The organism is Pseudomonas sp. LBUM1651, assembly GCF_059716135.1.
Map to the genome: position 1 here is coordinate 3,594,559 of NZ_CP166805.1, position 13,883 is coordinate 3,608,441.

14 protein-coding genes and 1 pseudogene are annotated in these 13,883 nt (G+C 60.7%); 7 read left to right on the forward strand and 8 right to left on the reverse strand.

Annotated features, from left to right (window positions below; all coding sequences use genetic code 11):
* Positions 1-162: 162 nt before the first annotated feature.
* Entirely contained in the window at positions 163-426 is a 264-nt protein-coding gene (locus ACA066_RS16695) for a DUF2790 domain-containing protein (protein WP_497695805.1), read from the reverse strand.
* A 296-nt stretch (positions 427-722) separates the two neighbouring features.
* On the opposite strand from ACA066_RS16695, the gene ACA066_RS16700 reads away from it, so the two are divergent.
* The 6 genes from ACA066_RS16700 to ACA066_RS16725 all read left to right on the forward strand — a co-directional run bounded on the left by ACA066_RS16700 (position 723) and on the right by ACA066_RS16725 (position 4,446).
* On the forward strand, positions 723-1,463 hold the full coding sequence (locus tag ACA066_RS16700) for a response regulator (protein WP_497695806.1): 741 nt from the start codon (positions 723-725) through the stop codon (positions 1,461-1,463).
* Positions 1,460-1,633: a hypothetical protein gene (locus tag ACA066_RS16705; protein ID WP_497699980.1), complete on the forward strand. Its 174-nt coding sequence runs from the start codon at positions 1,460-1,462 to the stop codon at positions 1,631-1,633. The genes ACA066_RS16700 and ACA066_RS16705 overlap by 4 nt, the downstream gene beginning before the upstream one ends.
* 14 nt (positions 1,634-1,647) lie before the next feature.
* A complete protein-coding gene (locus ACA066_RS16710; RefSeq protein ID WP_497695807.1) occupies positions 1,648-2,583 on the forward strand; it encodes an MBL fold metallo-hydrolase in 936 nt (311 codons plus the stop codon).
* 204 nt (positions 2,584-2,787) lie between these two features.
* Positions 2,788-3,135: a hypothetical protein gene (locus ACA066_RS16715; RefSeq protein ID WP_497695808.1), complete on the forward strand. Its 348-nt coding sequence runs from the start codon at positions 2,788-2,790 to the stop codon at positions 3,133-3,135.
* Positions 3,136-3,378: 243 nt separating this feature from the next.
* Positions 3,379-4,113, forward strand: coding sequence for a substrate-binding periplasmic protein (locus tag ACA066_RS16720; protein WP_497695809.1), 735 nt, complete (start codon positions 3,379-3,381; stop codon positions 4,111-4,113).
* A gap of 108 nt (positions 4,114-4,221) precedes the next feature.
* A complete protein-coding gene (locus tag ACA066_RS16725; protein ID WP_497695810.1) occupies positions 4,222-4,446 on the forward strand; it encodes a hypothetical protein in 225 nt (74 codons plus the stop codon).
* An 873-nt stretch (positions 4,447-5,319) separates the two neighbouring features.
* Here ACA066_RS16725 and ACA066_RS16730 read toward each other — a convergent pair.
* The 7 genes and pseudogenes from ACA066_RS16730 to ACA066_RS16760 form a co-directional block, all read right to left on the reverse strand.
* On the reverse strand, positions 5,320-6,747 hold the full coding sequence (locus tag ACA066_RS16730) for an FAD/NAD(P)-binding protein (RefSeq protein WP_497695811.1): 1,428 nt from the start codon (positions 6,745-6,747) through the stop codon (positions 5,320-5,322).
* Positions 6,748-6,761: 14 nt separating this feature from the next.
* Positions 6,762-7,529, reverse strand: coding sequence for an ABC transporter ATP-binding protein (locus tag ACA066_RS16735; RefSeq protein WP_497695812.1), 768 nt, complete (start codon positions 7,527-7,529; stop codon positions 6,762-6,764).
* A gap of 3 nt (positions 7,530-7,532) precedes the next feature.
* Positions 7,533-8,736, reverse strand: a pseudogene (locus ACA066_RS16740) (ABC transporter substrate-binding protein); the annotation flags it as partial.
* A gap of 224 nt (positions 8,737-8,960) precedes the next feature.
* Entirely contained in the window at positions 8,961-10,364 is a 1,404-nt protein-coding gene (locus ACA066_RS16745; protein WP_497695813.1) for an LLM class flavin-dependent oxidoreductase, read from the reverse strand.
* Entirely contained in the window at positions 10,364-10,801 is a 438-nt protein-coding gene (locus ACA066_RS16750) for an acyl-CoA dehydrogenase (protein WP_497695814.1), read from the reverse strand. The genes ACA066_RS16745 and ACA066_RS16750 overlap by 1 nt, the downstream gene beginning before the upstream one ends.
* A gap of 10 nt (positions 10,802-10,811) precedes the next feature.
* Positions 10,812-12,014, reverse strand: a complete 1,203-nt coding sequence (locus ACA066_RS16755) for an SfnB family sulfur acquisition oxidoreductase (protein WP_497695815.1) — start codon at positions 12,012-12,014, stop codon at positions 10,812-10,814.
* A 156-nt stretch (positions 12,015-12,170) separates the two neighbouring features.
* Complete coding sequence (locus ACA066_RS16760; RefSeq protein WP_497695816.1) at positions 12,171-12,734, reverse strand: helix-turn-helix domain-containing protein; 564 nt, start codon at positions 12,732-12,734, stop codon at positions 12,171-12,173.
* Here ACA066_RS16760 and ACA066_RS16765 point away from each other — a divergent pair.
* Positions 12,729-13,754, forward strand: coding sequence for a DMT family transporter (locus ACA066_RS16765; protein ID WP_497695817.1), 1,026 nt, complete (start codon positions 12,729-12,731; stop codon positions 13,752-13,754). The two genes, ACA066_RS16760 and ACA066_RS16765, sit on opposite strands and share 6 nt — an antisense overlap.
* The last annotated feature ends 129 nt before the right edge of the window (positions 13,755-13,883 follow it).

The window sequence follows — 13,883 nt, forward strand, 5'->3', positions numbered from 1 at the left end:
GAGCCTTTGTGGCGAGGGAGCTTGCTCCCGCTCGGCGGCGAAGCAGTCGCAAAGCTTTTGGCGCCGCTTCGCGACCCAGCGGGAGCAAGCTCCCTCGCCACAAAGGCTGGTTCACACAGGCTCGTTCACACAAATGTCGGTATCCGCCCCCCCTCCAGGCTATCAACCGCCTTGGTTGCCACACTCGGCAAACTTGCTGTAATCCAGCACTTTCTGTGTGCCGCTGGAGTCCAGGTACGTCATCCGCGCATTGACGATCCCGCAATGGCTGCCGCCGTCTTCTACAGTAGAAATAACCTTCTTGACGTCCAGATGGGTGCCAGCGGCGTGTGTCTGCGCTGGGGTCTGGACATCGGCGTGAGCGGAAAACGCAGCGACGTTCAGAATGGCAAAGAAGCTGGCAGCGAAGAGTTTGTTCCGGTTCATGGTGATTTCCTCAAGGTTTCAATGGGTAGTCGGTGTGAGGCAAGTTGTCTTGCTTCGATGGAACCCATTTAATCGACCCGAGGTATCTGCCATGTGTCGTAGAACCGGGGCTTTTAAGGCGTAAGGTGTCACACGGGGCGCTCGATACACTTCGATACACCCGCCCCCGAAAAAAGCTGCCTTGTATACCAATGTATCAATTACATCCTCAGATACAGTGAGAGACAAAGGCCGGCAGGCAGCAGCGACGCGGCTCCCTAGAATGCGCAACCTGCGAATAACAAGAGGGTTGAGTGATGGAACATGTGAACCACATCCTGATCGTCGACGACGATCGCGAGATTCGCGAGCTGGTCGGCAATTACCTGAAGAAGAACGGCCTGCGCACCACGGTGGTTGCCGATGGCCGGCAGATGCGCAGCTTTCTGGAAACCAATCAGGTGGACCTGATCGTGCTGGACATCATGATGCCCGGCGATGACGGCCTGTTGCTGTGCCGCGAATTACGCTCGGGCAAGGACAAGGCCACACCGATCCTGATGCTCACCGCACGCAACGACGAAACCGACCGCATCCTCGGCCTCGAAATGGGCGCCGACGACTACCTGACCAAACCCTTCGCCGCCCGCGAACTGCTGGCGCGGATCAATGCCGTGCTGCGCCGCACCCGGATGCTGCCACCCAACCTGCTGATCACCGAAAGCGGTCGATTGCTGGGTTTCGGTCGCTGGCGCCTGGACACCACCGCCCGGCACCTGCTGGACGAAGACGGCACCATGGTCGCCCTCAGCGGCGCCGAATATCGGCTGCTGCGCGTGTTCCTCGATCATCCGCAACGGGTGCTCAGCCGCGACCAGTTGCTGAACCTGACCCAGGGTCGCGACGCCGACCTGTTCGACCGTTCCATTGATTTGCTGGTGAGCCGCCTGCGTCAACGGCTGATGGATGACTCGCGGGAATCGACTTACATCAAAACCGTACGCAGCGAAGGCTACGTGTTTTCCTACCCCGTGGAATTGCTCGGGGCGGAGTCATGAAACTCGCCCTGCGCTGGCCGCGGACGCTGGCCTCTCAGCTGTCGCTGATTTTTCTGGTGGGCCTGGCCATCGCCCAGCAACTGGCACTGGCCATTGGCGGCTCGCTGACGCTGAGCAACCGTGAAGGGGGCGGCTTGTGTGCGGAACTGGCGCTCTCAACACCGACATAGCGGCGCTGTAAACGATGATCTCGCTACCCGATCTGCTGCGGTTTTGCGCAGCGCTACTGCTGGCCGCAACGCTCTGTGTCAGCCTTGACGCCAGCAGCGCCCTGGCCGCGGAACCGGGCGTGGCGCCACTGGAACTGGTGGTGCTCGGCTCGGGCGGACCAGGCGCCGGCGGCCGTGCCGGCGCCGGTTACGTATTGCTGTTGGATGGCGCGCCGCGAATCCTGCTGGATGCCGGGCCGGGAACGTTCGTGCGGCTGGGTGAAGCGAAAATCGATATCCGCCGCCTGGACATCGTGCTGCTGTCCCATTTGCACGTGGACCACGTGGCGGAACTGCCGGGCATCGTCAAGGCACGGGCCGTGGCGTCACGCTCGGACATCACCTTTGAAGTGTTCGGACCGGGTGCCGCTCAACCCTATCCTTCCACTCGTCACTACATCGACCTGATGTTCGGCAAGCACGGTGCCTTCAGCTATTTGCAGGACTTCGCCGGCACCGTGAGTTTCAACACCACAGACCTTGATAACGTCACGGCACCCAAAACCCTCCTCAACCAGAACGGCCTGGTGATCAGCGCCGTGACCGGCCACCATCGCGATGCACCGGCCGTGATCTACCGCGTCGATTACCGGGGTAAAAGCATCACCTTCAGCGGCGATATCGATGCACAGGGCCATGCCGCACTGACGCACATCGCCAAGGGCTCAGACTTGCTGGTGTTCAACGCGCCGGTCCTCGATCCACCCGACGCCCCACCCGCGCTCTACAGCCTGCACACCGCGCCCGGCGACATCGGCAGGATCAGCGCTGCGGCGCAGGTGTCGAGCCTGCTGCTCAGCCATCTGTCCCGAGACATCGACGAATCCCGCGATGCGGTCACGCAGTCCATCCACCGCACCTACCAGGATCCGGTGCAGTTCGCCGAGGATGGCTTGCACATTCGGCCATGAATGCGAACGGCTGGGTCAGGCAAGCACCGCGGGGATTTTTCAAAGGGATTTGTATCACTGTGTATAGGAAGCCACGACAGATACGCAGAAGCCGATTTCGCCCCGTTCAGGCACACATCACCGATACACCCGAGCGTTTAACTGTGTTCACCGGATAGCAGCAGCTACCGACTCACTCAAACTTAAGCGCAAGGAGAATCACCCATGTTCAACTTCTCGAAAGTCTCGTCCCTGGCACTCGGTCTGGCACTGGTAGGCGGTCTTGGCCTGTCGAACCTGGCCTCGGCCAACACCGTGAGCGCCGCTTCCCGCACTCAGGTCCAGCAGTTGCTGGTGGAAGGTGGTTCGGATCGCCTGCAACAGAATCGTGTGGCTGAAGGTGGTGCCGAGCGCCTGCAGGAATTGCGTGAACGTGTGGCTGAAGGCGGTGCGGATCGTCTGCAGGAACTGCGCGAACGTGTTGCGCTGGTCAGCCCGGGCAACGCAGTGCGCGGCGGTGTGGTGGTTGCGGAAAACCGTGCCGAGTTCGGTTCGAAATATCAGCGGTATTGATCGCGATCTACGCCGCAACAAAGATCCATTGTGGGAGCGAGACCGGCTTGCCGGCGATTGGGCTCTGACATTCAACATTAATGTTGTCTGTCAGTCCGCGATCGCCGGCAAGCCGGTCTCGCTACCACAATGGTAAGCGATACGCATAAATCCTGAGTTCTGACGCAAAAGCCCGACGATTGCGCGGGACAGTTGCAGCAGGCGCGTACTAAGATTTGCGCTTCATTTCATCAAGGACGATTCATGAAGCGCTTTGCCGGTTGTCTGCTGACTTTCCTGACGTTCACTGCGGTCGCGGCAGACCTGAACATGCTCACCGACAACCACCCGCCCCTGCATTTTCAGCAGGGCAACGCGCTGGTGGGGTTTGGCGTGGATGTGGTGCAGGCGCTGGCCGACACCGCTGGCGATCAGGTGCACTTTCAACAAGTGCCGTTGCTACGCGCCTTGCGCGTGGCGAGCACCGAGCCCGCCACTGGGGTGTTCACCGTGTTGCGCACCGCCGAGCGTGACAGCCAGTATCAGTGGGTCGGCCCCTTGATGGAGGTGGAAACCGCGCTGTTCTCCACGGACAGCAACCGGCAACGGGTGCGCAGTTTGCTGGAGGCCGGCCGTCAGGGCCGGATTGCCGTTCCACGAAAATGGCTGGTCTACAGCTACTTGCAGAAACAGGACCTGAACAATCTCTACGGCGTGGAAACCCCCGAACAAATGATGCGTCTGGCGCGACTGGGCCGTACCGAATTTGTGGTAGCCGACACGCTGTCCGTCACAAGCATGGCCCGTGAGGAAGGTTTGCCGCCCGAGCAGTTGCACTATCAGATTCCGTTGATGAAGCAAGCCACCTACATTGCCTTTTCACCGCTGACCGATGCGCGCCAGGTCGCGCGCTGGCAGCAGGCGCTGGACGAGATGAGCCGGGACGGACGCCTGGAGCAACTCAAACAGCGCTGGCTGGTGGACCGCACGCCGCGCTGACGGCGGATCAACGTTCTCGATAACGACTATGCGTCAGGGTGTTTTTTCATCGTGAAGCTCCAGCACTAGAGTGGACTCATCTTCTTCCCACGCTTCTGGAGCTACATCATGAAAAGCATTATCGGTCTTGGTTTCGCCCTGTCGGTTCTTGGTGCTACGTCGGCTATTGCTGCACCCCACGCTACTTTGCCCGTGGTGGCGGCGGCGAAGGTCAGTCAGCCGGCTACGTTGAATGTGAATACGGTTGGTGTTGATCACAAGGACAGCCAGGCGAGCACACTTTACGTGGCTGAAAACCGTCCTGAGTTTGGTTCGAAGTATCAGCGTTATTGATTGGCGGGTTTGTGCTGTTTGGAACGGGGAACCTCGGGGGATTTGTTCTTTCCGGGGTTTCTTTTTGTTTGTTTGGGTACATATCCGTTTCTGCGGTAGCGGCGGCTGGCGGTTCCGCCCTTACGGCGGGTCACTTGGAGACGCGCCAAGTAACCAAGCGCTTTTGCCCCTTTCGTACGGCCCTTCGCTTAGGCTCAGGGTGCCCTCGCTCCGGTCCTGCTCCGTGGGCCCGCCGCCATCCATGCCGGGTTGCCCACTGCGCAGAACCGGAACGAAGCCTCTTGAGGGGGCGACTACCGCCACAGCAGCGCGAGGCGGCCTGCGGGCCGACCTGGCTCTTCGTGTGTATGCATTTCCCCTGTGGGAGCTAGCCTGCTAGCGATGGACGTTAACGATTACGCGTGCGGTCTGAATGAACGCGGTGTCTGGACGTCCATCGCTAGCAGGCTAGCTCCCACAGGGGATTTTTGGCGGGCATGATATGGGTGTTCACCACCGATGGCCTTGACGGAAAACAGGCCGGCTATCAGGCCGCCTCGCTTTGGCTTTGGCTTTTGATCTTGATCTGCCCCGTCGGAAGGCCGAGCGCAGGTTCTGCGCAGTGGGCAACCCGGCAGGGATGCCGGGTTAGCCGTCCCCGGCCCAGAGTGTGTAAAAACGTTTTTCAGCGATTTGGCGCCCCCAATCAGGGCTGAAAACCGCGCATCTACGCAAAATCCAGGTCTGCCAACCAGCCGATAAACTTCAGATTTCACATAGAAACGCAGACTTCAATTTTGACTGAGCGTTTTTACACACTCTGGGCCATGGATGGCCGATGGCGGCGGGCCCACGGAGCAGGACCGGAGCGAGGGAACCCTGAGCCTGCCCCCATCACGCCACCAAACGCAGAGCCAAAGCCTTGGCCTGACTAGCCACATCAGTCACCGCCGTACTCTCCCACCACATCCCCCGCAACGGCGGCCCCATGGCAAACAACCGACTGGCAACCCGCCCATCTCCCCCCAGCACCGCACCATCAACCGCCGCTGCAATCCCCAACGCCAACGGCCCCGGCCGCACCAACCCGCGAGCCAGCAACTGCTGCGGCAACGGTCGCGCCACCCGCCGCCAGTCGTACTCGATCCCGCTGGAATTGATCAACGCCGCGCCCCTGACGACAACCGTTTCACCTTCACCACGACGGCGGATACGAATGCTCACTTCACCACCCGAAGAAGGCTCAAGCCCCTTGTACGAAGCCGCCTGAATCCGCAACCGCCCTTCCCCATGCAGTCGCTCCACCAACTCCGCACTCAACGGCGGCGATCGGTGATGGTGACTCTCCCACCAAGGCCGCACATGCCGCACAAATTGCCGACGCTGCACGTCCGTCGCCTGACTCCACAAACGGCCAATGTGCACCCGCACAGTGTCCAACGGCGCCTGCCAGTCGATGCCCTGCGCAATGGCCTCCCGACAATGCCGGCGCAGTTCACGCACCAACTGTCGCGGCGTGCGAATACTGTGATCCTCGGCAAGAAAATCCACCCAGGCCGGCGGTTGCCGGCGCACATGCGGCAACAGTCCGTGCCGGGAAAACACTTCGATGGGCCCACGATGCCCGGCCTGTTCCAGCGACACAACGGCATCGACCATGGTCAGGCCGGAACCGATGATCAGCACCGTCGATTGCGGGTCGAGCTGACGCATGGCCGCCACATCCCAAGGATCGAGCGCCGCGGCGTTCAAACCGCTGGACTCGGTCTGCGGCGTCCGCGCAGCAGGAAACATCCCCGTCGCCAACACCGCATAGGCGCCCTGCAACCGCTGCCCGTCACTCAAGTTCAGCCGCACCGAATCGCTCAACGTTTCCAGGTCAACCACCTCGGCCCGCACATGCTCGACGGTCGAGCCATTCAAGGCGCCCACCGCTTGCGCCTCGGCCAGGCGCTGCTGCACGTACAAACCGAAAAGCCCTCGTGGCGGAAACAGTTCGCTGACCGGCACATGCTGCTCATCGGACTCCGGCCAGCCGGCGGCGGCGATGTACTCGCTCAGCCACTGAGTCAGGTCATCGGCATTGTCCGGGTCGACGCTCATGCGCGCCGCGTTGCCGTTCAGCGTATGGCCCAACTCGACCGCGCTGTACGCCTCGCCCCGTCCGAGTTCGGCCCGTGGCTCGATCACCAGCAACGAGCGCTTGCCGGGCAGACGCAACAACTGCGCCGCCAGCATCGCGCCACTGAGGCCGCCGCCGATGATCAGGATGTCTGCGTGGCGGATGACGTCGGTTGTCTGTCCGCTTCGAGTTTCAGTCATGGCGTTCTCAATGTTCAGTGTTTACCTAGATAGAAGTCATGCAGATCGCCCCGCGCCAGTAACGCCTCGCTGCTGCCGGACAACACCACCCGGCCGGTGTCGAGGACGTAGGCCTGTTGAGCGTACTTGAGCGCCACATTAATGTTTTGCTCGGCAATCAGGAAGCTCACCTGCTCCTCGCGATTGAGCTGGGCGACGATCTCGAAAATCTCCTGGACGATAATAGGCGCCAAACCCATGGAGGGTTCATCAAGCAGTACCAAAGTAGGATGTGTCATCAACGCCCGGCCGATGGCGACCATCTGTTGTTCGCCACCGGACGTCAGCCCGGCCTGGGTCTTGCGCTTGGTTTTCAGGCGTGGAAACCAGGCGTAGATCCGCTCCAGGTCCCGGGCCATGTCCTGGCGACTCAAACCCCGCACAAAACCGCCGCTGCGCAGGTTGTCATCGACGGTCAACTGCGGGAACACATGGCGGCCTTCCAGCACATGCACCATCCCTTGGCGCACCCGCACACTCGGATCGACACCCGCCGTATCGCGACCGAGAAACTCGATCGTGCCGCGACTGACCTCCGCCCTCTCGGCCCGCACCAACCCTGAAATCGCCTTGAGCGTGGTGCTTTTGCCCCCGCCGTTGGCACCGAGCAATGCGACGATGCCGCCCTTGGGCACCGCCAGCGAAACCCCGGCCACCGCCAGGATCGCGCCGTCGTAGATCACCTCGATGTCGTTGACTCGCAGCAGTTCGTTCACAGCAATGACGCTGGCGGCTTCGCTCATGGGTTACTCGTCCCCGGTGCAGGTGCGTGGCGTCAGGCCTTTTTCCTTGGCGAAGGCTGCGGATTTTTCGTCGATCAAGGGCCGGAGCAAGGCGCGGTCGGCGGCGATCCAGTCGCTGATCAGCATCCAGTTGGCGCCGTCCCACTGCTGCCCCCGCGCCGAACCGCCGCCCTCGTGATCCTTGCACGACAGTTTGAGGTTCTGTATCAGGCCGAAATAGCCCATGTCCTTGAGCCGCGCATCGTCGATATTCAGGTGTTCCAGCCCCCAGCGACCCTCTTCGCCATTCAAGGGACGCTTGCCAAATTTGCCCTGGGCGGTGCGGATCGCTTTCACCATCACCGCGGCGTTCACCAGCCCGGAGTTGTAGTAGACGCTGCCGAAATTCTTCAGGTCCTTGAGGTCGCTTTTGCCTTTGTCGAGGATGTGCTGCTTGAGGCGCTTATGGATCTCGAAATCAGTGCCGGCCGGGTATGGCGTCAGCGCCAGGTAACCCTTGGCGGCGGCGCCTGCGGGCAGTACGTCCTCGCTGGAACTGGCCCAGATCTCGCCGACGATGTGGTCCACCGGGAAGCCGAAACGCGCAGCGGTCTTCACCGCTACCGGCGTCGACACGCCCCAGGTGCGCAGGAACACCCAGTCCGGGTTGACCTGGCGAATCTGCCACCATTGCGCCGATTGTTCGTTGCCCGGATCGGCTACCGGAATCTGGATGTTCTCGAAGCCGTATTTCTCCGCCAGCAACTTCAGCGGGCCGAGGGTTTCACGTCCGTACGCCGAGTCGTGGTAGACCGTGGCGATCTTCTTGCCCTTGAGCTTGTCGAAGCCACCCTCACACTCGGCGATGTAATTGATCAGGCTCGACGCCTCGCTGTAGAAGGTCAGCATCACCGGGAAGTTGTAGGGGAACATCGTGCCGTCGGTGGCTTTGTGCGGCCATAGCCGAGGGTGATCAGCGGGATCTTGTCGACTTCCGCGCGCTCGCTCAGCGCATACGCCGCCGGCGCGCCGTTGGGTGAATAGATCGCCACCGGCGCACCATCCAGACCTATCTTGAAGCGCTCGTAGCATTCGATGCCCTTCTCCGCCGTCCACTCGGTTTCGCATTCCTGCCACACCCGTTTGACGCCGTTGATCCCGCCTTCCACCTCGTTGATGTAGTTAGGTAATCGAGCATGCCGGCCCAAACCTGGTATCCGCGAGGGGCGGACGTTTGAGTTCATGCACGCTCATGGGTGGACCTCCTGTTCATGGGCAAAAGCGTTCGGTGGTCCGCTGGGCTGAAATCTTTGGAACGACCGAAATTCAGTGTGGGAGCGAGCCTGGTCGCGATGGCGGTCGGTCAAACAACATCCATGTTGAATGTGCTGGCCTCATCGCGAGCAGGTCGAATCGTCGCACCGTCGCTCCCACAGGGGATGTGTGTTGCGTTTAGGCAGACACCACTTTTTTCTCCTGTTGCCGTAATGCCGCCAAGTCCCGATATCCCGCGCCCGGATGAATCTCCGGCAACCGCGCCCCCTCCCCGAACAACTTCTCGCGCAAGGTCCCTGGCGCGTATTCGGTCTTGTAGACCCCACGTTTTTGCAACTCCGGCACCAGCAGTTCCACTGCGTCGATGAAGGTTTCGTGAGTCAACGCATAAGCCAGGTTGAAGCCGTCCACGTCGGTTTCCTCAACCCACTCCTGCAAAAGATCGGCAACAGTCTCGGGACTACCGACAAACAACGGCCCAAACCCACCAATTCCCACCCAATCGGCCAGTTCGTTCGGCGTCCACACCTTGTCCGGATCGGCCGTGGAGAATGCTTCCACCGCCGATTGAATGGCATTGGTGTGCACATGCTTGAGTGGCTCATCCGGTTTGAACTCAATGAAATCGATCCCCGTCCAGCCCGAAATCAGCGCCATGGCACCTTCGTAACTGACCCAGGTTTTGTATTCCTCGAACTTGGCTTTGGCCTTGGCATCGGTCTCGCCGAGGATCACGGTTTGCAGGTTGAAGATCAGGATCTTCGACGGATCGCGCCCCGCCTCGGCGGCACGACGACGGATGTCGGCCACGGTCTTTTTCAGCAGCACTTTCGAAGGCGCCGCGACGAACACACATTCGGCGTGTTCAGCGGCAAACTGCTTGCCGCGACTGGATGCGCCGGCCTGATAGAGCACTGGCGTACGTTGCGGTGAGGGTTCGCAAAGGTGAATGCCCGGCACCTGGAAGTGTTTACCAACATGTTGGATTTCGTGGATTTTGCTCGGGTCGCTGAAGATCCGACGCTCGCGATCGCGCAGGATGGCGCCCTCTTCCCAACTGCCTTCCCAGAGTTTGTAGCAAACCTCCAGGTATTCCTCGGCGAAGTCGTAACGGGCGTCGTGTTCAGTCTGAGTTTTCTGGCCGAGATTCTTTGCGCCGCTTTCCAGATAGGACGTGACGATGTTCCAGCCCGCGCGGCCCTTGGTCAGGTGATCGAGGGTCGACAGGCGTCGGGCGAACGGATACGGATGCTCGAACGACAACGACGCGGTCAGACCAAAACCCAGATGCTCGGTGACCAGCGCCATCGGCGGAATCAGTTGCAGCGGATCGTTCACCGGCACCTGCGCCGCCTGACGAATCGCCGCGTCACCGTTGCCGTTGTAAACGTCGTAGATGCCCAGCACATCGGCGATGAACAATCCGTCGAACTTGCCGCGCTCAAGAATTTTCGCCAGATCGGTCCAGTATTCCAGGTCCTTGTACTGCCACGAACGGTCCCGCGGATGCGCCCACAAGCCCGGCGACTGGTGGCCGACGCAGTTCATGTCAAACGCGTTGAGACGAATTTCACGGGCCATCAAACGGCACTCCTGAAGCTTGGGGGATGAATGCCGTTGAGGCGGAAGTTGCCGATGAGGTGGAGTTTCCAGCGCAGCGGGTCGTGCAGTGACCCTGGCAATGCAGTGCGTTGTCCGGTGAGTTCGAATTCAGCGTTACTGGCGGTGTTCAGTGCCTCCGTGCTGGCAAGGTGGGATTCGGCTATGGCAACACTGATCTCGGTGTCGTCTTCATGACCATTCAAGAAACTTTCGGCACGCTCAAGCAGCGCGGCGGCCACTTCGATGCGAATGTGCACATCGCCGAAACGGCTGACGACAAACGGATCGTCCGTGGTTTTGCTCTGCTGACGAACGAATCGCATGGTCGCATCGAGCAAACTGCGGGCGTTGTGCAAGTCATGCTGACTTTTGGCCAGGGGTTGTCCGGCAACGATCGGTTGGGTCAAGGCATTCATGGTGGGCTCCTCAGTTCCAGGCGTGGCGCGCGGGCTTTACGCCGTTGAGCAGGTAGTTGCCGATCAGGTGGTATTTCCAGCGCGCCGGGTCGTGCAGCGTGTGAGTGCGGGCGTTGCGCCAGTGGCGATCAAGGTTGTACTTGCCGAGCACCGAGCGGGTGCCGGCCAGTTCGAAGAGTTTGCTGCTGGCGAGCAAGGCGATCTCGGCGGACAGGACTTTGGCCTGGGCGACCACCACCGAGGCGTGGGCCACCGTGTCTTCATTGGCGTTGAGCAACGCTGCGTTGATGGCCTGGCCGGCCTTCTTGAGGATCGCTTCGGTGCCGTGGACCCGCCATTCGAGTTCGCCAATCGCGGCGATGCTGAACGGGTCCTGCCAGCCGTGATCCTTTCCGCTGTCGATCCATGGCCGGGATTCGCGGGCGTAGCGCTTGGTTTCTTCCAGCGCGCCAACGGCGATGCCGGTGTCCACCGCGGCTTGAATGATTTGTGAAATCGGGCCGTCGGCGGTGGGTTCGTCGAACGCTTTGTGGGCCGGGATCACAGCACTCAACGGCACCGTCACCGCATTCAATGTGACGCCGCCACTGGCGGTGGTGCGCTGACCAAAACCGTCCCAGCTGTCGATCACGGTCAAACCGGGAGTGTCGCGTTCGATGAAAGCGATGAAGGCCTGGTTCTGCTCGTTGACCGCGACGGCAGGGACGATGTGCGCGAACAGCGCGCCGGTGCAGTAGAACTTCTCGCCGTCGATTTGCGCGGTGTCTTTGTCGAAACGAATGCGGGTTTCGAAGGCCCCGGCGTTTTTACTTTTGGATTCGGAGAAGGCGTTGCCGAAGCGGTAACCCTGCAGAACTTTGCCGAAGTAGTAGCGCTTCTGCTCTTCGGTGGCGGTTTGCAGCAGGATGTCGAGCACGCCGAGGTGGTTTTGCGGGATCTGACCGAGGGATGAGTCGGCAGCGGAAATGATCGTGATCACTTCCGCCACCGTCACATAAGAAACGCCGGCGCCGCCATATTCCTTGGGAACAGTGATACCCCAGAGACCGCTGGCGGAAAACTCATCGAGCTCGGCGACCGGCAAGCGGCGCTCGCGATCGCGCACGCTGGCCTCGACGGCGAAGCGGGCGGCGAGCTTGTGAGCGACGGCGATTGCCTCGGCGTCCGAGCGGATCACGTGGGCGGTGCGAGGGGTTTGGGCAGAGGCTGTCATGGGCCGACTCCGGGGTTCTGGTGAATGCACCAGAGCTTTTGCAGGAGTCGTGCCTGAAACTAATTACGTTTAATTTCAACGAGTTGATGAGTTATTCGAGAAATCCTCGCAGCTTAAAAACAGCAATGTGTCTATCCGGTGTTGATCGGTGAACAGTTAGATCACTACGTTTCTCACGAACCGCGCAGCCACCGGCCCGTCGTTGCGATAGGCATGCGGCTGGTTACTGGCGAACATATAAAACTCACCAGCGGCAATTTCGTGGGGCGTATCGCCGAGCATCAGGGTCAGGCAGCCTTCGAACACGTAGATCTGCTCGCTCCAGCCTTCGGCATCTGGTTGCGAAGGGTAGATTTCCCCCGGTTGCAGGCACCATTCCCACTGTTCCACTTCGCGGGTGGCGGTGGCTTTGGACAACAAAACGGCTTTGCTGCCGGGAATCGTCCCGGCCCAGGCTACTTCGTTGATGCGGCTCGGGTCGCGAGCATCCGGGGCCTGGATCAAGTCGCTGAACGCTACGTCCAACGCTTCCGCTACGCGGTCAAGCGTGGTCAGGCTGACGTTCTTCTCACCGGCCTCGATGGCCACCAGCATGCGGCGACTGACCCCTGATTTTTCCGCCAGCGCGGTCTGGCTCATGTCGGCGGCATGGCGTAGACGCCGAACGTTCAAACTGACGTGTTGAAGGACCGAAGCCCGCTGCGTTGAATCTTTGTGCACTATATTGCTCACTTGGTGGGGTTGGGCAGTATACTGCGCAACATTCGGCGCATTGTGCGTCGCCCTCAGGTAGCGCGCAAGGTCATGACGTCGTTGAACTCCTCCCCGGCTTCTTCCCGTTTCTCACAGTTCAGCAAGGCCGAGTGCGTGCTGGTGCTAATCACCATGGTCTGGGGCGGCACCTTTTTGCTGGTGCAGCACGCGATGACCGTCAGCGGACCGATGTTCTTCGTCGGCCTGCGCTTTGCGGCGGCGGCGATTATCGTCTCGCTGTTTGCCTGGCGTCATCTGCGGGAACTGACCCTGTTCGAACTCAAGGCCGGCGCCTTCATCGGCGTGGCAATCATGCTCGGCTACGGCTTGCAGACTGTTGGGTTGCAAAGTATTCCCAGCAGTCAGTCGGCATTCATTACCGCGTTGTACGTACCTTTCGTCCCGTTGTTGCAATGGCTGGTGCTGGGGCGACGTCCGGGGTTGATGCCGAGCATTGGCATCATGTTGGCATTTACCGGGCTGATGTTGTTGTCGGGACCTGCGGGCGCGTCGTTCAACTTCAGCCCCGGTGAAATCGCCACGCTGATCAGCGCCATCGCGATTGCCGCCGAAATTATTCTGATCAGCACCTATGCCGGCCAGGTCGATGTGCGTCGGGTGACGGTGGTGCAATTGGCGACCACGTCGGTGCTGGCGTTTTTGATGGTGGTGCCGACTCAGGAAGTGATTCCCGACTTCTCATGGCTGCTGTTGTGCAGCGCACTGGGCTTGGGCGCGGCCAGCGCAGCGATTCAGGTGGCAATGAACTGGGCGCAGAAGAGCGTTTCGCCGACGCGGGCGACGTTGATTTATGCGGGTGAGCCGGTCTGGGCCGGGATCGTCGGACGGATCGCCGGGGAACGGTTGCCGGCGATTGCGTTGGTGGGCGCGGGGTTGATTGTGGCGGCGGTGATTGTGAGTGAGTTGAAGACCAAGGGTAAGACGGGTGCGGCAGAGGAAGAGCTGGAACAGGAAACCCAAGGTTAAGTCTCAAGATTGAAGCGACTGGAAGATTGCCTTCGCGAGCAGGTCCAATCGTCGCACCGTCGCTCCCACATGGGTTCTGTGTTGTGCCGCAATGGTGTGAACTCAGTTGGGCCCCGTGGGAGCGAGCCT